Below are 18,178 nucleotides of genomic sequence, written 5' to 3'. Positions count from 1 at the left end.
TGAACCAGGAAGCTCCCGCCTCTTAGCGAAAGCGAAGGCGGGAGAGGCTTCACATAAGAGCAGTGCCCCGGACGGTCTGCCCGGTTCCCGGGCTCTGCACCGCCTGTACCGGCGGGTCGGCGGTGAACTGCCGGGGCTTTTGGCGCTCTCCCTGGCCGATGTGGCTTCCAGCCGGCTGACCGCCGGGCGGGAGGAGGATTTCGTCCAATACCGGCAATTCATTGTGCGGCTCTGGCGGCACTACCGGCGGCAGGCCGGGGTGGGCGGTCCGCCCCGGCTGCTGGACGGCCGGGACATCTGCCGTCTGCTGGGTGTGCGTCCCGGTCCACTGGTGGGTCGCCTGCTGGAGGAACTGGCGGTGGCCCAGCTGGAAGGGCGGGTGCGGGACAGGGCGCAGGCCGAGGCCCTGGTGCGCCGGCTGGCCGGGGAAATTTGCAGTTCGCTCCCGGGCAGGTGATTAACCTGGGGTTAATGTTCATGAACAATTATAGTGGTTTTTTATCCCCAAAGCCACATTCAGGGAAGGTTACCGGTTCAATGGTTGGCCGCAAAAATTTGTAGTTGTTCAGTCAAATAATTCTAAATTATAATATAACAAAATGGCGATGGGGAGCGTGGGCCGGTGCAGCGGGTGTTCAAAATCATGCGCGATGTCGCATACCGTCATTTTTTGCAGGAAAATGCCCGGCGGGAGGCCGGGCGGCGCTTCTGCCGCCATGACCCGGCGCATTTAAAGCAGGTGGCCCGTCTGGCCTGGCAGCTGGTGCAGCAGGCGGGAGTGGACAGGCTGCTCCAGGCCACTGCTTGTACCGATTGGCGGGTGACCCGGGAACTGGTTTATGCCGCCGGACTGTTGCACGACATCGGACGCTGGCAGGAGTACGACCGGGGTACCGACCACGCCCTGGCCGGAGCAGAGCTGGCGGTAGGTATTTTGCAGCGGGCCGGCTTTAGCGAAACCGAGCGCCAGATTATCTGCCGGGCTATTCGGGAACACCGGAGGGGCGGGCCGCAGGCCAGTCTGCTGGGACAGGCCCTCTGTCTGGCCGACGATCTCTCCCGGCCCTGCCGGCAGTGTGTCGCCCGGCGGGAATGCAAAAAGTACAGCCATATGCTGGCCCTGCAGCGGAGGGCGCAGTTCCTGTGATTGGTGGCCCGGGGCCAAATTTATGATTATGTGTGCAGGTTGCTCCGGCAGTGTTTTTACTGCCGGTTGATTGCTTTTGGTACCTGGAGCGTTAATAATATAAGGTAGATTTTAGCCAATCAGACGAAAGGCAGTGTGACCCGGATTGCAGGATAGACAAAAACCGGTAAAACAATACAATGTGCGCCAGATCAAGGTGGAAAATGAGACCGAGGCCCGGCGCGAGCTGGCTCAAATCGGCTGTGACGACTGGGGGATCAAATTGATGGCCCCCAAGGCGGTGTTCCGGGTGCTCAAAGTATCCGGCCTGACTCCCGTACAGGCCAATATATTAAAACAGGAGATGCTGGCCCGGGGCGGTGAGGCGGCGGTCCGGCGGGGCGTAGCCAACCACAGTGTGGACAGCACCGATGTGTTGCTCATGGGCACGGTCAAACAGTTCAAAGCGCTGCTGGTCAAACTGCGCCTGCAGCCCTTCGATCTGCCCAACCTGGCCGCCCAGATTCGGGAAGTGCTGGATGGCCTGAAACCGCGCGGGACCTTCCTGCTGGACTGCCGGGGCCGGCAGCTGGAAATCGGCCGGCGCACCCTGGTGATGGGCATTCTCAATGTCACACCTGATTCCTTTTCCGATGGGGGGCGCTTTTTTGAGCCCGAGCGAGCGCTGCAGCAGGCGCAGCGCCTGGTGGCCGAAGGCGCCGACATCATTGACCTGGGCGGCGTTTCCACCCGGCCCGGCCACACTCCCGTGCCGGTGGAGGAGGAATTACGCCGCATCCTGCCCGTGCTGCGTTTATTATTACAGCATCTGGACGTGCCCATTTCTGTGGACACTTTCACCCCGGAAGTGGCCCGCGCCGCCCTGGAGGAGGGGGCGCATATCTTAAACGACCAGTGGGCGCTACAGCGGGACCCGGCCATGGCCGGTGTAGCCGCCCGCTACCAGGTGCCGGTGGTGCTCATGCACAACCAGCAGGGCACGCAGTACCGGGATCTGATGGGCGACATGCTGGCCTTTTTCCGCCGCAGCATCGATATCGCGGTGCAGGCCGGTCTGCCCCGCCACCAGTTGATCATTGACCCGGGGATTGGCTTTGGCAAGACGCTGGCCCAGAACCTGGAAGTGATGCGCCGCCTGTCCGAGCTGGCCACGCTGGGGCTGCCGGTGCTGCTGGGCACTTCCCGCAAATCCATGATTGGCAAGACTCTGGATCTGCCGGTGGACCAGCGGGTGGAGGGGACCGCGGCCACGGTAGCTCTGGGCATAGCCCACGGCGTGGACATTGTGCGGGTGCACGATGTGAAAGAAATGGTGCGGGTGGCCCGCATGACCGACGCCATGGTGCGCGGACCGGCCGCGGTGGGCGTGGAACATATCTTGTAGGGTAAAAGGAGAAGCAGCATTCATGGACAAAATCATCATGCAGGGGATGAAATTTTTTGGCCAGCACGGCGTGCTGCACCAGGAAAAAGAGCTGGGCCAGCGCTTTGAAGTGGACCTGGTGCTGGAGCTGGATCTGGCGGAAGCGGCGCAGCGGGACAATCTGGCCGCCACGGTCAGCTATGCCGATGTGTACCGGGTGGTGGAGGAAATAGTCACCGGGCCGCCCTTCCACCTGATTGAAGCGGTGGCCGGGGCCATTGCCCGGGCGGTGCTGGAAAACTTCGCCCCGTTGCAGGCGGTGACTGTGCGCATCAAAAAGCCCGGCGCGCCGGTGCCGGGCATTTTCGACTATGTGGCGGTGGAAATCAGCCGGCGGCGGGCTGGCTAAAGGGGTGGCATTAGTGAATCATCATTTGCCAGCATCTGTGCTTACCTATATCGCCCTGGGCAGTAACCAGGGCGATAAAATTGCCAACATCAGACAGGCGGTGCAGCTGCTCAGCGCTCACCCGGCCGTGCAGGTGCACCGGGTGGCGCCGCTCTATGCCAGTGCGCCAGTGGGTTACACGGAACAGGACTGGTTTGTCAACACTGTGCTGGAGGCCACCACCAGCCTTCAGCCGCAGGATTTGCTGGCCGTGACCCGGCAGATAGAGGAGCGCCTGGGGCGGGTGCGCACAGTGCGCTGGGGCCCCCGCACCATGGACCTGGACATTTTGCTTTACGGGGATGTGCAAATTAAAACTCCCGAGCTGCAAATTCCCCACCCGCGCATGGGGGAAAGGGCTTTTGTCATGGTGCCCCTGGCCGACCTGGCTCCCCGGCTGCTGGTGGGGGGACTGGAGGCGGCGCAGCTGGCCCGCCGACTGGGTAAGGAGCAGCAGATTCGGCGCCTGTAAAAGCGGTTGTGCTTCGGTCGGGACAATGGGCCGGGCAAAACCGCTTTTTTGGTTACAAACAAAAATACGGGTAAACAATAAAACAAAGTTGTGGGCCGGCAGCCGACAGAAAAAGTTTCCCGGCGGGAAGGGTCGGGAAAACAGGGGGATGTGCCAATGCCTTTTGTTCCGGCTAAAGTGTACTTTGAACGCGCCGCTTTAGATTATCCTCTGGGACGAGAACTGCACCGCAAATTTCAGGCCATGCGTTTGCCGGTCAGCGTGCTGCCGGATAAAGGCCGCGTACCGGCAGCGCGCCAGGCCACGCCCCGCCAGGCTTATTTCGAGGCCAAGCGCACCCTGGTGGTGGGGGTGCGGCGCACGCTCAAGCTGGCCACCTGCCAGCCTTCCGCCCATTTCCAGCTGCCCCTGACCAGCAGTTGCAGCGGCCGGTGTGAGTACTGTTACCTGCAGACCACCCTGGGCAACCGCCCCTATGTGCGGGTGTATGTGAACATTGATGAGATCTTGGCAACCGCCGCCCGGTATATCCAGGAACATGCCCCCCGGCGCACGGTCTTTGAAGGAGCGGCCACTTCTGACCCCGTACCCGTGGAGCCCTACACCGGCGTGCTACGCCGGACCATTGAGTTTTTCGCCGGGCAAAGTCTGGGCCGCTTTCGCTTTGTCACTAAATTCACCGATGTGGACGGCCTGCTGGATGTGCCGCACAACGGCCACACCCGCATCCGCTTCAGTGTGAATACTGCTTATATCATTCGCACTTACGAGCACGGCACGCCGGCGCTGTCCGAGCGCCTGGCGGCGGCCCGCCGGGTGGCCCGGGCTGGTTACCCGCTGGGCTTTATCATCGCCCCGGTATTTATTTATGACGGCTGGGAAGATGATTACCGGCAGCTGTTGCGCGACCTGGCGGCGGAAATAGCGCCGGTAAAAAGCGATGACATCACCTTTGAAATTATCAGCCACCGCTTCACCAAACGGGCCAAACAGCGCATTTTGGAGGTTTGGCCCGCTACTGGCCTGCCCCTTGAGGAGGAGGCGCGGCGCTTTAAATTTGGCCAGTTCGGCTATGGCAAATACCTTTACCAGCCGGACCAGATGGCGCAAATAGAAAGCCTTTTTTCCGCCGAGCTGCCGCGTTTTTTCCCGGGGGCCCGACCAGATTATCTGATCTGAATCAAGGATAAATACCCCGCAGCTCATAGGCCGCCCGCACTCGCTCGATGGCCAGGATGTAAGCGGCCTGGCGCATGCTCACATTGTACTTTTGCGCCGTGTGCAGCACTTCCTGGAAACTGTCGGTCATGATGCGCTTTAAGCGGGCATTGACTTCCCTTTCGGTCCAGAAATAGGCATCGCGGCTCTGTACCCACTCGAAGTAAGATACAGTTACCCCGCCGGCATTGCAGAGAATGTCGGGGATGACCAGGATGCCCCGGTCGGTTAAAATGGCATCGGCTTCCGGGGTGGTGGGGCCGTTGGCTCCTTCAGCCACGATTTGCGCCTTGATGCGCGGGGCGTTGCCGACCAGCAGCTGGTTTTCAATGGCCGCCGGCACCAGAATGTCACAGTCCAGTTCCAGCAGATCGCAGTTGCTGATGGCTTCACCTTGCGGGTAGCCCTGCAGGGTGCGGTTTTGCTGCACATAGGCCAGGACATCCTCAACATCCAGACCCCGGGGATTGTATACGCCGCCGTCCGACTTGGACAGGGCCACCACCCGGCAGCCCTCCTGTTGCAGCAGGCGGGCTACCGTGCCGCCCACATTGCCCGTGCCTTGCACGGCGGCCCGGGCGTTTTTAATGTCTATGCCTTTCACCCGGCAGGCTTCCAGAATGGTGACGAAAACCCCCCGGCCGGTGGCTTCCTCCCGCCCGGCCGAACCGCCCACCTCCAGCGGTTTGCCCGTGACCACGCCGGGCACGGTGTAGCCGCGGTGCATGCTGTAGGTGTCCATCAGCCAGGCCATTACCCGGGCATTGGTGCCCACATCGGGGGCGGGAATATCCTCCTCGGGCCCCAGCAGGATGCTGATTTCGCTGGTATAACGCCGGGTGAGGCGTTCCAGTTCCCGGCGGCTTAATTGAGCCGGCTGGCAGGTTACTCCTCCTTTGGCTCCGCCGTAAGGGATTTTGACCACGGCGCACTTGAAGGTCATCAGCATGGCCAGGGCGCGCACATCGTCCAGCGAAACATGGGGATGGAAGCGGATGCCGCCCTTGGCTGGGCCGCGCGAGGTGTTGTGCTGCACCCGGTAGCCGGTGAAGACCTCAATCCGCCCGTCGTCCATGACCACCGGGAAGTTGACTACCAGTTCCCGCTGGCAGGTGGTCATGATCTTGCGGTAGCCCTCGTCCAGGTGCAGGCAGTCGGCCGCCCGGTTGAACATCTGGACGGTCATCTCAAATAGGGAGCCCTCTGGAATGGCACAGGTGGACATATGGCTCAGCCTCCCATTTTTAATGCTTAATTGCATTATGTATACAATATACACTACTCCCAATGTTACCACAGGTGCTGATTATTGTAAATAATATTGCGAAAAATTATCCGGGTGGGCGCCGGGGTGGCAACTCGCCTGCCCCCAGGCTTTAGGGGCCGCCCGATAGGGAAGATGGGGGATATTGTAGAGTGTAGAGACAGGCTGCAGATGCAGAAAAAATAAGGAGCGCACCGGGTCGCTCCTTAAGCCTTATTACGCGCTATGCTGCTGGCTTCGGGTTTTGGGCCAGGTATCCCCGCACTACCCCCAGGGCGTATTCGGCCATCAGCCGGTGGCCGTCCAGGTTGGGGTGCAGGCCGTCCAGGAAGCAGGGCTCATGATCCGGCCCGCTCAAACAGGTGTAAAAATCCAGCAGGGGCAAGCGCTGCTCCTGCCCGTATTCCAGGAGTATGGCCCGCCATTTTTGGAGAGCCCGGTCGAAGTGGGCATCGCCGGACACCGGGGTGGGAATGCCCAGAAATACCGTCATCCCTGCCTGTCGCAGCAGGGATACAGCCCGGTCGATATGGCCCAGCGCTTGCTGGAAGATGTCCGGGCCGGGTGCCCAGGCCAGGTCGTTGCTGCCGCCCATCAGGCAGGCCAGCTGGCCGGGTGGCAGGGGAGCCTGGGCCACCAGGGAGAGAATTTCGGCTGTGGTCAGGCCGTTGTAACTGTGGCAGATCAGCTCCAGCCCCAGCTTTTGCGCTAGCAAGCCGGCCCAGGCCTGCTGCGGCGAGTAAATAAAGCCGCTGGTCAATGAATCGCCAAAGGCGAGCAGTTTGGTTGATTTATGTTCTTCTGGTGTGAGCAAGCTCCGCCACCTCGCTTGTTGCTACTGCTGAATGGATTGCTCTGGAATAATTATACCGGCAACCAGGCCGGGGTACAATGGGCGGGCCAATTCCGGCCGGCCTACCGGGGCGGCTGGCAGATCAATGGGTTTTTCTTTACTCCCGCAGCAGGAATCGGAATTGCTTGGCCAGTATTAATATATGCAAATACGCTTATATTTTTTGCTCAATGACAGAAACCATATGCTGTACTGGCGCAGAGGCTGTCCCGGATTGGTGCAGTACCGGTATAAGATGGTGGCGCTGTAACAAAAATGAGCAAACAGTTGGCTGCTGCTGACGAACCCGGGAAGCGCAAAACATGGCAGTGGAGGGATTAATTTGACCAGACCAGGTGAACCGCTCTCTCGCGTGACCTTTCAGGCCGGCCGGCGGGTGAGCCTTCAAGACGACCAGCTTCAGGCCCTGGGCCTGCCGGCCGGGGAAAAGGATTTCTGGCTGGTGCCCGCAGCGGAAGGCTATCGCCTTTTGCCCGTGCGGCCCGATGTAAAGAAGATTTACCTGGAAGTGACCACCCGGTGCAATTTCGACTGCATCACCTGCATCCGCCATGTTTGGCAGGATGAGCTCTCTCATATGCTGGCGGAAACCTTTGCCGCCGTGGAGCGGTCGCTGGACGGACTGCCCGAACTGGAATGCGTGCACTTTGGCGGTTTTGGCGAGCCTTTCACCCACCCGGCCATTTTTGACATGATGGCGGCGGTGAAAAAACGCGGCCTGAAGGTGGAGGCCATCACCAACGGGTCGCTGCTCACCCCGGCCGTGGCCGACCGGCTGATTGACCTGGGCGTGGACATGCTTTATGTTTCCCTGGACGCGCCGCAGGAAGAGGAGTATCAGCACATCCGCCCGGGCGGCCAGCTGTCCGGTGTGCTGGCCGGGATAGGGGATTTGCTGGAACGGCGCCGGCAAAGGGGAGCGCGCCGCCCCGAGCTGGGCGTGGAATTTGTGGCCATGCGCCGCAATTATCACCAGCTGCCCGAGCTGATCAAAATCTGCCACCAGCTGCGGGTGCAAAAAGTGATTGTCACCAACCTGCTGCCCTATCATCCCTCCATGCAGGATCAGATCCTGTATGACATGGATGATACCGGTGTGCCCTTCGGGGAGCGTTCTCCGCTGGCCATGTTAATGGCCCAGTTCCCCTATATGAAGCTGCGCACCGACCGCTACTGCAAGTTTGTGGAAGACCGGGCCCTGTGCATCAACCACCGCGGGCTGGTCAGCCCCTGCTATGCTTTAATGCATTCCTACAGCTGTTTTGTGTACGGGCGGCAAAAGCAAATTTTCCCCTATTACCTGGGCGATGTGCGGGAGCAGGAGCTGGCCTTTATCTGGCAGCAGGCCGAATATGTCAATTTCCGCCAGGCCATCCGGGATTTCAAGTTTCCCTCCTGCACCGACTGCAAATACCTGGACGGTTGCTCCATGGCCGACAGCAATGAAATGGACTGCTGGGGCAACAGCCCTTCCTGCGCCGAGTGCCTCTGGTCGCGGCAGCTCATCGCCTGTCCGTAAGAGGTGTCGTTCATTTTCGCTGCTCCGGTGCTGGCGGCCAGGGCGTTACCGGGTGATTAATTTACTTCCCGGCCACCGGCAGGAAAACCCGGAAGGTGCTGCCCCTCCCCGGTGTGCTTTCCACATCCACCCGGCCGTCCATGCTTTCCACAAAGGTTTTCACTATGGCCAACCCCAGTCCCGTACCGGTGTTATCCCGGGTGCGGGATTTTTCTATTTTATAGAACTTATCCCAGACCAAAGGCAGTTCCTCCGGCGGGATGCCCGGACCGCTGTCCGTGATGCTCAGGCAAAGGGTGGCGGCAGCGGGCCGGTATTCTGCCTGCACGGTGATGGAACTCCCCGGCGGGCTGTGGCGGGTGGCGTTGTGCAGGAGGTTGAGCAGCACCTGGGTCAGGCGGTCGGCATGGGCCAGGACGGGTGGCAGATGTTCCGGGAAATGTTTTTGTAAGGTAATCCCTTTTTCCTCCCAGAGCGGGCTGGCTTTTTCCAGCAAGTCATCCAGGAGAGGCCCCAGATCCAGCGGTTTTGTCTCCACCCGTTCGTGTCCGGTTTCCAGCCGGCGCAGATCCAAAAGTTCCCGGGCCATGCGCTCCAGACGGCTGCTCTCGTCAATGATGTTCTGGCAAAAAGCCCGGGCTTCCTCCGGGTTTTCCGCCAGGCCGTCCTGCAGGGCTTCGGCATAGCCGCGGATTACCGTCAGGGGAGTACGCAATTCGTGAGCAACCGCGGCTACAAAATCCCGCCGGGTCTGATCGAGCTGTTCCAGGCGGCTTACTTTTTCGGCCAGCTGCCCGGCCAGGCTGTTTAAAGCCTCACCCAAACCGCCCAGTTCGTCCTGGCTTTCCACGGGGATGCGGCAGCCGTAATCACCAGCCGCCAGGCGGCGGGCCGCCTTTTGCATGTTTAGCAGGGGGCGGGAAAGGGTGCGGGAGAACAACAGGCTCAAGAGTGTGGCCAGGACAATGCCCGCCAGAGCAGAGAACAAAATGTTCTGGCGCAGATAGGCCAGCTGGTTGCTCACATCGCTGAGCAAAGCGCTGACAATGACAGCGCCGGGGGCGTCGCCGGGCAGTTTGACCGGCAGCAGCACGGCCAGCACATCGGCGCCCAGCAACTCATTGTGCCCGCGGAAGTAAACCGTTTCCCCCTGGAAAACCCGCCCCAGCAGGCTGCCGATGCCGTCCGGCAGGGTAGAGGTTCTGCGGCCGGCTCCCGGCCCATTCGGCGGGAGGAAAGGGTTGCTTTCTCCGGACGGGTCTGACCTCTGCCACCAGGGGCCGCCCCGGCCCATGCCGCTGTGCATGCCGCCCATACCGGCTTTCATGCCCAGGCCCAGCCCCTGGCACTGCTGGATACCGCTGCGAGCGCTGATCAGGGTGATGTTGGTGTGGGAAAGGGTGGCCAGCTGGTTCAGTGCGCTGGCCAGTGTGGATTGATCCTGCAGGTTGCTGGCGGTAAACAGGGCGACCGCCTGGCGGCCGGTCTCCTGCAGCTGCTGGTATTGCTGCTGCACGTAACCTTGCTGCATAGTGTAATTGTGTACCAGGCCGATGGTGCCCAGGGTGATCAACACCAGTAAAACCATAGCCAGCCACAGTTTGGCCGATATGCTGCGCTGGAAAAAGTTCATTTGGCCACCTCGAATTTGTAGCCCACACCCCGTACCGTGGCAATCATCGCTGCCAGGCCGAAGGGCTCCAGCTTGTCCCGCAGCCGGCCCACATGCGTGTCCACGGTGCGGGAGTCACCGTAGTAGTCATAGCCCCAGACGCTCTGCAAAAGCTGTTCCCGGCTGAAGGCCCGTCCGGGATGGGCGGCCAGGTAACAGAGCAGTTCAAACTCGCGCGGGGTGAGCTGCAGGGGCTGGCCGTGAGCGGTGGCCGTGCGGCCGGCCGGATCGACGATCAGCGGGCCGGTCTGCAATATCGTGTCCGCTGCCGCTTTGGCCGCGCCGGCTGAAGGCCGGGAGCGCCGCAGTACGGCTTTCACCCGGGCCACCAGCTCGCGGGGGGAAAAGGGTTTGGTCACATAATCGTCGGCGCCCATTTCCAGCCCCAGCACCCGGTCGATTTCATCATCGCGGGCCGTGAGCATGATGATGGGCAGGTCAGAACCAGCCCGCACCCGCCGGCAGATTTCCCAGCCGTCTATTCCCGGCAGCATAATGTCCAGGATGAGCAAGTCAAAACGGGTTTGCTGCAGCATTTCCAGAGCGGCAGGACCATCGGGGGCTTCGGCCACGGCAAAGCCTTCTTTTTGCAGGTACATTTTCACCAGCTGGCGGATTTTTTCCTCATCATCGGCGATTAAAATGGGCATGGTTTCACCTGTTCTATGCATATTTTGCCTCACAGCAGCCCGGTTTCTGAGGGCTAATGCTTATTGTTAGTGGTGGTTGGGGGAAAGTGAATGCTTTTGGAAATTATAAGGAGGCTTATCTATATTGTATCATTTTGGGGGAAAATTTTTAGAAAAAAAATTTTTAATCCCCCCTTGACAAGCTGAAAAGGTCATGTTAATTTATAGTCAAGAATAGTCAATGACAATATCAATAAAGGTCAGGAGGTGTTGGTTTATGACTCTGATCAAGTGGGATCCCTTCCGGGAAATTGTGGCGCTGCAAAACTCTGTGAACCGGCTGTTTGACGAGAACCTGCGCGCGCTGTGGCAGAGCGAGCGCAAAGAGCAGGCGGGCTTCTTCCCGGTGGACATTAAAGAAACACCGGAAGACATTGTCATCAAGGCCGAACTGCCCGGCATGGCCCGCGAGGACATCAAGGTTACATTCAATGACGGTCTGATCACCATCAAAGGGGAGCGCCGGCAGGAGAGCAGGGAGGAAAATGGTAACTTCCTGCGGGTGGAACGGCGCTACGGCACCTTCAGCCGCACCTTCAGTGTGGATGTGCCGGTGAAGGCCGCTGAGATTAAGGCCAGCTACAAGGACGGTGTGCTGGAAGTGATCCTGCCGCGGGAAAACGAATCCAAAGCCCAGGAAGTGCAGATCCAGGTGGAGTAATTTGGTTGCGGCAAATTGCCGGGGCTGCTGAAAAAGGCAGCCCCTGGGCCTGTTATCGGGCGCTATCCGGCTTAATTTTGCGCAATCAGGTCTCAATCTCAATAAATATCTTTCGGACAACATAAACGAAAATTATATACCACATAAAAAATATTGATTATAGAGCATTGCTGTTCTATAATATTATCCGTAAATGACAATGGGCCATTAGCTCAACTGGTAGAGCAGGCGACTCTTAATCGTCAGGTTGGGGGTTCGATTCCCTCATGGCCCACCAGATTAAGGATGTTATGGCTGGGGAAAGGTAGATTAGCCCCAGCCTTATTTGTTTTTAAAAATGGTTTTATTGCCCCCCCCCGCGCGATGTTAACCTTTTTATAGCCAGGTTTATCTTTGCTTGTCTGGGCATTGAGTTTGATTTAAACTAAAAGCGACTGCTGAGACTGTGCTGGTTGCAACTATTACAAATTCAGCCGCCGAGTTTACGAAAGGAATGATGTCCTGTGAGTGCCGGCAGTAGCGCTCCGGAGGTAGCTCGTCGCCAGCTGGCCATAAAGTTTATCCTGCTCTTTGGCGTGGTTAGCGCCCTGGGTGATTTTACCTATGAAGGAGCGCGCAGTGTCTATGGGATTTATCTGAGCTATCTGGGGGCCGGTGCGGCGGTCATTGGCCTGGTTACCGGCCTGGGGGAGTTTCTGGGTTATTTTTTACGCCTCCTCTCCGGGTACCTGGCCGATAGAACCGGCTACTACTGGCCTATTGCCATTGCCGGCTATGCCATGCTGCTGTCTGTGCCCTTGTTGGCGCTGGCCGGTAACTGGCAGCTGGCGGCGCTGTTTATTATCCTGGAAAGGGTGGGCAAGGCTGTGCGCAGTCCGGCCAAGGATGCCCTGCTTTCCCACGCTACCAGGCAGCTGGGTAGCGGTCTGGGCTTTGGTCTGCACGAAGCCCTGGATCAGGTGGGGGCCTTAATCGGCCCGCTGCTTTTCACCCTGGCCCTGGCCGGAGCCGGGGGCTACCGGGCCGGCTTTCACCGGCTGTGGCTGCCGGCTGTCTTGACACTGCTGGTGCTGCTCTACACTCGCCGGCAGGTGCCGGAGCCGGTCAGGCTGGAACAGGGTGCGAAGGAGTCTATCCGGGAAGCAGCTGCTGCAAAAGGCGCTTTGCCAGCGGTTTTTAGACCATATGCCCTGTTTACCCTGGTCAGTGTGCTGGGCTTTATCAGCTTTCCGCTGCTTTCCTTTCACTTTGTTTCCCGGCAGATCTGGCCGGCAGCCGCCATTCCTTCTCTCTATGCCCTGGCCATGCTTGTGGATGGGTTGCTGGCCGTACCTATCGGGCGCTGGTATGACCGGCAGGGGCTTAAAGTGCTCCTGCTGGTGCCTTTGCTCAGCCTGCTGGTAGCCATCTGCGGCCTGATGCAGCAGCGCTGGCTGGTGGTGGTGGCGGCGGTACTCTGGGGCATAGTGATGAGCATGCACGAGACCATTATGCGGGCCGCGCTGGCGGACATGACGCCTGCGGGGGCGCGGGGCCGGGCCTATGGTATATTTAACACTCTTTATGGCCTGGCCATGCTGCTGGGCGGGGCGGTGGTTGGCTGGCTGTATCAGCATACGGCACCGGGCTATGTGCTGGGTTTGGTATTCCTCTGCCAGGCGGCGGCCATGGTATTGCTGGGGCGTTTGCTGCAGTTGGGCTGGGGCAGACCAGCAGGAGGGGGCAGATACCCCCTCCTGCTGGTCTGGTTAACGATTTTGCGGTTGTGGTCCGCCCTGTGCCTCTATGCGCACACCCTGGGTATTTACAATGGCCAGGGCCAGGAACACCAGCAGGGCCAGTCCGGCGGCGTATAGTCCGTAGAATTCGGTCAGGCCGAATTGCTTGATCAAGCGGCTGCCCAGGGCGGTGCCCAGTCCGCCGCCGCCCATGAAGCAGAAGGCGACCAGTGACATGGCCGCACCGCGGGCCATTTGGGCAAATTCGGTGGCAATGGTCAAAAGTGTGGAGTGGGCGAAGATGAACCCCAGACCCAGCAAAGCCACCGCCAGTACCAGCAGTGGCAATGAGCTGCCCTGCAGGTAAATCAGGGCATCGGCCAGGGTGGCCGAGACCAGCCCCAGCGCCAGCACCAGCCGCCGGCCCTTTTGAGCGGCCAGCCTGCCGGCCAGGCGCCCGCCCGCAATGGCCATAATGCCAAAAGCGGTCATAATCAGCCCGATATAAAGGTTATTGTAGTGATAGACGCGGGAGATATAGGCGCCCAGATAGGAAAAACTGCCGATAATCAAAATGCCTTCCAGCAAAACAGTCAGATACACGCGCAAAGAGACGCTGTTACTCAAAAGCTGCCGGTAGGGAGCCAGAAATTTGCTCTGAGGGTTTTTCCGGGAGGGGATCTGGCGTCCCACTGTGTACAGCAGCAGGGCGGATATCACTGCCAGCACAGTGTAAATGGCGAAAACTCCTCGCCAGTTGAGCAAGTAGGCTACCGTACCGCCTATAGCCATGCTCAGGCCCTGACCTAGAAAAGATATGCCCATGAAGGAGCCAATGGCCTCCTGCCTTTGCTGCATGGGAACCAGATCGCCAATCAGGGCGATGGAAATGGGCATGACCGAAGCGGCAAATACGCCGGTCAGCGCCCGGAACAATAACAGGCCGCTGAAGCTGGTGGCCAGAGCGCAGAGGGCCGTAGCTATGGCAAAGAAAAACATGGCCGTGTTGATGACCTGCCTTTTGCCGTAGCGGTCGGAAAGCGGTCCGAAAACCAGCTGGAAAAGGCCAAAGGGGATCATGTAGGCGGTGATGAGCAGGCCGGCCCGGGCCAGATCATAATTGAAATAATGGGCTATGGACGGCATAATGGGCGATACTACCCAGTTGTCGGCCATGGCGGTGAAGCCGGCCAACCCCAGCACCAGAATGATGCGGCGAATATTCATGTACCTCACTCCTTATAAATATATAACTATATACTAATATACAGCAATACAGGTCATTGTCAAGATATTATTACGCCAATTTCATATTTGGTGTAGATATTTTTCGCAATAATTTGCGCAGGGGGGGTAAAACTACAGCGCAATTTGCCGGTGTGTCTTTACTGGGTGATCCCGTCTGGAGTATCGGCTTGCGTACCCGGCAAAGGCGCGGTAGCGGTTCGGGAGGTGCGGGCAGGATGTCAAGTAAAAAGCGCCCGCCGGGCGCTATCCCAGGGGCACTCTTCATTTCTTGCGTTCCAGTTCAGCCTGCTTGATTAAATAGTGCTGGGCTGCGGTGAGGGGCACACCGTCTTCCACAATGCGTTCCTGGAAAAAGTGGCATTGCCAGGCGCCTGGTTGGCCGCTTGCTGTTGCTGCGGGCCGCCGTCCCAGGTAGCAAAGCAGAGTACCATCGGCCTGCTCATAGCTCAGGCCGCATTGTCGGCATCTTCCATGGGACATTTTATTCGCCTCCCGGTAGATGTACACTCTCAGTGAGCGTCGCAGGCGTCCATGTTTTTGTAGGCATTTTTGCTGCGGGCGCGCGGAATGGCTTTTTCTGCCAGGCGTTCCAGAGCATGGATAATTCTGTGCAAATTTGCAGCCGGGAAACCCAGCAGAGCTTCGCTATCCTGGATATCCGTACCATCGCGGCAGCCATAACAGCCAAGGTTGGCGTTCATTCTCCCGGTCAAATAGGGTACCAGCGTGGCATCAATGCAGGTAGCCTGAAAAACACCGGTCTGGAAATAATGCCGCCCGCCTTGATCGTAATTGTCAGCCAGAGCCAGCCACATCAGTTGTTCCGGGGTGGCTTTGAGTATGATTACGTCCGGCTGGATTGTGACTGCGGCCAGAGGCGTGATCTGTACGGCTGTACAAGTGCCCAGGGGCAGGCGGGGCATAAGAGCCAGGCTTTTTAATCCCGCTTCTCTGGTCCCAAAAATACCCATATTAAAGGTGACTTCTCCGCTGGCCAGCTTATCTGGCAGAGGCCTGAAGCCGAAAGCTGAAGCTGAAGCCGGGCAGGCAATATTTTCCTTGTTCAACAATATGTGATGTCCCTGTTGGGCCAGCATCAATGCCTGACAGTAACGGAGGTTTTGTTTTCGCTCAAGGCTATCGGGGATTTCCTCTCCTGGTTTCCAAAATTTTACGGCCAGCGGAGCGTGTGACAAATTAAGAACAGCGGTCATTTTTTGGCTCTGCTGTGCAAACATGTACTCACCCCCAATTAATAAATAAATAATTATTTTATAATATATTAATTTAATCAGCAACTTGTTGTCAATTGGTATATAATTTTTAATATTGTTGCGTTAAATCAAAATCATATTATTATATAATTAAATACTGTATATATAAAGCTGGTCAGGGGTGAGGAAGATGCCAGTTTATCTGGATAATGCTGCTACCAGTTTCCCTAAGCCGCCGGGGGTTTGTGAAGCAGTTTGTGATTTTATGCAAAACATAGGCTGCAATGCCGGCCGGGGTGCCTATCGCCAGGCCCTGCGGGCCGACCGGTTGCTTTATGATACCAGGCGTGCACTGGCCCGATTGTTCAATATTGCTGCTGCCGGGCGCATTGTTTTTACGGCCAATGTTACCGAGGCGCTGAATTTAGCTCTGAAAGGCTGGCTCAGGCCCGGTGATCATGTGATTACTTCCAGTCTGGAGCACAATGCGGTCTGGCGCTGTTTAAAGCGTCTGGAAAAGGAGAGGCACATCAGCATTGGCGTGGTCAACTGCAATCAGCAAGGTGTGCTAGAGCCGGCAGCAGTGCGCCGTTTGATTAATTCCCGCACCCGTCTGATTGTGCTTACCCATGCTTCCAATGTTACGGGTACCCTCCTGCCAATAGCGGAAATTAGCGAAATAGCGGCTGCTGCCGGCGTACCCCTTTTGCTGGATGCGGCTCAGACAGCAGGAGTGTATCCCATTGATGTGCAGGCCTTGCCGGTAGCCATGCTGGCTTTCACAGGTCACAAGGGTCTAATGGGCCCCCAGGGTACCGGAGGGCTTTATATTAGGGATGATATTGAGCTGTTACCTTTAAAAGAAGGAGGGACGGGGGGACATTCGCGGGCGGAGGAAATGCCTGCCGACCTGCCGGATCGCTTTGAGGCCGGCACACCCAACCTGCCCGGGATTGCCGGGCTGAAAGCAGCAGTGGAGTTCTTGCTGCGGCAGGGCATTGTCAGTGTGCGGCAGCAGGAAATGAGCCTCTGGCGGCGAGCACGGCAAATTTTGTGTTCTTTGCCGGGTGTTACTGTTTACGGACCGGAGGATCCGGAAAAATGTGTGGGAGTGCTTTCTTTCAATATTGCCGGAGTGGCACCCGAAAAAGCAGCCCACTGGCTGGATATGCACTACGGCATTATGCTGCGGTCCGGTCTGCACTGTGCTCCCCTGGCGCACCGCAGCATTGGCACGCTGGAGACGGGTACGCTGCGCATAGGGCTGGGTTTTTTCAATACGGAGGCGGATATGGACATTCTGGCTGATGGACTGCGGGAGTTGCTGTTGCGCAAGCATCAGCTGGCATGAAGGGATAAGGTTTTTCAGGTATCAAACATGGGCGGTGGTTTAATCTTGTGGCAGGTGGTGTATCTTGCAAATCAATGGAGGTGTTTGCCGGTGTTTTTGCCCGATGTTGAGGTGGTTTACATTGAGCCCTGTCTGGTGGTAGCCAGCCGGGTACGGGCCCGGGCCGAATTTCCGGTGGCGGTGGATGAGGTTTTGCCTTATCTGAACACGGTTCTCAAAAATGCTACATACAATCACCGGGGGCCCAATCTGACCTTTATTAAAGATGGGCGGCTGATCACATTGTATTCCCGGTATATGACTGTGGCCAAGGCGCTGAACAGCAATGATGTGTACGAGATTGCCGACTATGTGCGCGATTTGTTGAATAAAACCTGGGCGGAAAAGGAAAATATTGTGCCCAGTTTTGAAATGAAGGCGCGGCCCAAACCGCTGGAAATCTACGGCTACCTGCCCAGAACCAACTGTAAGGCCTGTGGCGAAGCTACTTGCCTGGCCTTTGCCACCCGCCTGCTGCTGGGCGAGCAAAGGCTAAAGCATTGCCGGCCCCTGCAGGAGGAGTACAGCCATTTGCGCGCGCCCCTGCTGGAACTGGTAGCCAGCCTGGGTTACGAGCAGGAGTAAGAACATTATCTATCAAAACCCGCCCAGAGGACACCCGCCTCTTTAGGCGGGTGGTGAATGGGCGGCCGGGCGTAAGCCCGGCAATTTTGTTGCAATATACCAAAATTTGCTGTAAAATATAATCAGTAACTAATAAACGAAAGCCTTGGTGTAGTTATGAAGTTGGATAGCAATTATCATTCAGTGTTTAAGCTGACTTATCACCTCGTCCTGGTGGTTAAGTACCGCCGCAAGGTGATCAACGATCAGGTAGCCGCACGCATTAAGGAAATTGGAGAATACATCGCTCCAAGTTACAACATCACGTTCCTGGAGTTCAACCACGACTGTGACCACGTGCATATACTCTTCAGCGCCCACCCCAAAAGCGCCCTGTCCAAGTACATTAACGCCTTCAAAAGTGCCTCCTCCCGGCTTATTAAAAAGGAATTTGCTTTTGTCAACACAAAAGTTGACCACCAGTGCTAGAGCAAAAGTTGACCGCACCTTGCTGGCAGAAGGTAAACAGGCAGATTAATCAGAACATTTATCGGTTACTTGTTTTTGAAACATTTGCTCGATATATGCGGGATGAAAGGAGCCCGTAGGGCGACTGGAATCCCGCATATATCGGCGGCTCAGCCGGGTGATTTCCTTGTTTCGCCTGAGCAGTTCGCGATGGAACTGGCTAAAGACAGCCGGGAGATTGGCCTTTATAACCGGTTTGGCCTGACCCAC

17 protein-coding genes, 1 tRNA gene and 2 pseudogenes are annotated in these 18,178 nt (G+C 57.8%); 13 read left to right on the top strand and 7 right to left on the bottom strand.

Going from position 1 to position 18,178, the window contains the following annotated elements:
* The 6 genes and pseudogenes from ACUVTU_RS11485 to splB all read left to right on the top strand — a co-directional run.
* Positions 1-457 (top strand): annotated as a pseudogene (locus ACUVTU_RS11485) (hypothetical protein); the annotation flags it as partial.
* A gap of 165 nt (positions 458-622) precedes the next feature.
* Positions 623-1,147 (top strand): HD domain-containing protein, encoded by a 525-nt coding sequence (locus tag ACUVTU_RS11480; RefSeq protein WP_445890098.1) that lies wholly within the window; start codon positions 623-625, stop codon positions 1,145-1,147.
* A 145-nt stretch (positions 1,148-1,292) separates the two neighbouring features.
* The gene (gene folP, locus ACUVTU_RS11475; RefSeq protein WP_445890097.1) at positions 1,293-2,531 is read left to right on the top strand and encodes a dihydropteroate synthase; all 1,239 of its coding nucleotides are present in this window, start codon (positions 1,293-1,295) and stop codon (positions 2,529-2,531) included.
* A 22-nt stretch (positions 2,532-2,553) separates the two neighbouring features.
* Complete coding sequence (folB, locus tag ACUVTU_RS11470; protein WP_445890096.1) at positions 2,554-2,919, top strand: dihydroneopterin aldolase; 366 nt, start codon at positions 2,554-2,556, stop codon at positions 2,917-2,919.
* A 4-nt stretch (positions 2,920-2,923) separates the two neighbouring features.
* Positions 2,924-3,430, top strand: coding sequence for a 2-amino-4-hydroxy-6-hydroxymethyldihydropteridine diphosphokinase (gene folK, locus ACUVTU_RS11465; protein ID WP_445890095.1), 507 nt, complete (start codon positions 2,924-2,926; stop codon positions 3,428-3,430).
* Positions 3,431-3,586: 156 nt separating this feature from the next.
* A complete protein-coding gene (gene splB / locus ACUVTU_RS11460; RefSeq protein WP_445890094.1) occupies positions 3,587-4,609 on the top strand; it encodes a spore photoproduct lyase in 1,023 nt (340 codons plus the stop codon).
* 1 nt (position 4,610) lies between these two features.
* Here the strand turns inward: splB and ACUVTU_RS11455 are convergent, their stop codons facing one another.
* Both ACUVTU_RS11455 and ACUVTU_RS11450 read right to left on the bottom strand, forming a co-directional pair.
* Positions 4,611-5,873 carry a Glu/Leu/Phe/Val family dehydrogenase gene (locus ACUVTU_RS11455; RefSeq protein ID WP_445890093.1) on the bottom strand — a complete coding sequence of 421 codons (1,263 nt, stop codon included), beginning with the start codon at positions 5,871-5,873 and terminating at the stop codon, positions 4,611-4,613.
* A 262-nt stretch (positions 5,874-6,135) separates the two neighbouring features.
* Positions 6,136-6,726 (bottom strand): SGNH/GDSL hydrolase family protein, encoded by a 591-nt coding sequence (locus tag ACUVTU_RS11450; RefSeq protein ID WP_445890092.1) that lies wholly within the window; start codon positions 6,724-6,726, stop codon positions 6,136-6,138.
* A 361-nt stretch (positions 6,727-7,087) separates the two neighbouring features.
* Here ACUVTU_RS11450 and ACUVTU_RS11445 point away from each other — a divergent pair, with 361 nt between their 5' ends.
* On the top strand, positions 7,088-8,284 hold the full coding sequence (locus ACUVTU_RS11445; protein WP_445890091.1) for a tungsten cofactor oxidoreductase radical SAM maturase: 1,197 nt from the start codon (positions 7,088-7,090) through the stop codon (positions 8,282-8,284).
* 61 nt (positions 8,285-8,345) lie between these two features.
* Here the strand turns inward: ACUVTU_RS11445 and ACUVTU_RS11440 are convergent, their stop codons facing one another.
* Together ACUVTU_RS11440 and ACUVTU_RS11435 are read right to left on the bottom strand one after the other, a co-directional pair.
* Complete coding sequence (locus ACUVTU_RS11440; protein ID WP_445890090.1) at positions 8,346-9,917, bottom strand: sensor histidine kinase; 1,572 nt, start codon at positions 9,915-9,917, stop codon at positions 8,346-8,348.
* Positions 9,914-10,627, bottom strand: coding sequence for a response regulator transcription factor (locus ACUVTU_RS11435; RefSeq protein ID WP_445890089.1), 714 nt, complete (start codon positions 10,625-10,627; stop codon positions 9,914-9,916). Before ACUVTU_RS11435 ends, ACUVTU_RS11440 begins: the two co-directional genes overlap by 4 nt.
* 235 nt (positions 10,628-10,862) lie before the next feature.
* Between ACUVTU_RS11435 and ACUVTU_RS11430 the strand changes: the two genes are divergently transcribed.
* From ACUVTU_RS11430 to ACUVTU_RS11420, 3 genes are all read left to right on the top strand, one after another.
* Complete coding sequence (locus tag ACUVTU_RS11430) at positions 10,863-11,306, top strand: Hsp20/alpha crystallin family protein (RefSeq protein WP_445890088.1); 444 nt, start codon at positions 10,863-10,865, stop codon at positions 11,304-11,306.
* A 201-nt stretch (positions 11,307-11,507) separates the two neighbouring features.
* Positions 11,508-11,583, top strand: a tRNA-Lys gene (locus ACUVTU_RS11425).
* A gap of 226 nt (positions 11,584-11,809) precedes the next feature.
* On the top strand, positions 11,810-13,162 hold the full coding sequence (locus tag ACUVTU_RS11420) for an MFS transporter (RefSeq protein ID WP_445890087.1): 1,353 nt from the start codon (positions 11,810-11,812) through the stop codon (positions 13,160-13,162).
* Here ACUVTU_RS11420 and ACUVTU_RS11415 read toward each other — a convergent pair.
* The 3 genes from ACUVTU_RS11415 to ACUVTU_RS11405 form a co-directional block, all read right to left on the bottom strand.
* A complete protein-coding gene (locus ACUVTU_RS11415) occupies positions 13,055-14,251 on the bottom strand; it encodes an MFS transporter (RefSeq protein ID WP_445890086.1) in 1,197 nt (398 codons plus the stop codon). The genes ACUVTU_RS11420 and ACUVTU_RS11415 overlap by 108 nt on opposite strands.
* Before the next feature lie 282 nt (positions 14,252-14,533).
* Positions 14,534-14,752 (bottom strand): hypothetical protein, encoded by a 219-nt coding sequence (locus ACUVTU_RS11410; RefSeq protein WP_445890085.1) that lies wholly within the window; start codon positions 14,750-14,752, stop codon positions 14,534-14,536.
* Between the two features lie 29 nt (positions 14,753-14,781).
* Entirely contained in the window at positions 14,782-15,486 is a 705-nt protein-coding gene (locus ACUVTU_RS11405; RefSeq protein WP_445890084.1) for a DUF169 domain-containing protein, read from the bottom strand.
* A 190-nt stretch (positions 15,487-15,676) separates the two neighbouring features.
* Between ACUVTU_RS11405 and ACUVTU_RS11400 the strand changes: the two genes are divergently transcribed.
* The 3 genes and pseudogenes from ACUVTU_RS11400 to tnpA all read left to right on the top strand — a co-directional run.
* Positions 15,677-16,837 (top strand): aminotransferase class V-fold PLP-dependent enzyme, encoded by a 1,161-nt coding sequence (locus ACUVTU_RS11400; protein ID WP_445890083.1) that lies wholly within the window; start codon positions 15,677-15,679, stop codon positions 16,835-16,837.
* Positions 16,838-16,927: 90 nt separating this feature from the next.
* On the top strand, positions 16,928-17,461 hold the full coding sequence (locus tag ACUVTU_RS11395; protein WP_445890099.1) for a (Fe-S)-binding protein: 534 nt from the start codon (positions 16,928-16,930) through the stop codon (positions 17,459-17,461).
* Between the two features lie 156 nt (positions 17,462-17,617).
* Positions 17,618-17,902: pseudogene (gene tnpA, locus ACUVTU_RS11390) on the top strand (IS200/IS605 family transposase); the annotation flags it as partial.
* Positions 17,903-18,178 lie beyond the last annotated feature (276 nt).

It is taken from the genome of Desulfurispora sp. (genome assembly GCF_052744395.1).
This window is presented reverse-complemented; position numbering and strand designations above follow the sequence as displayed.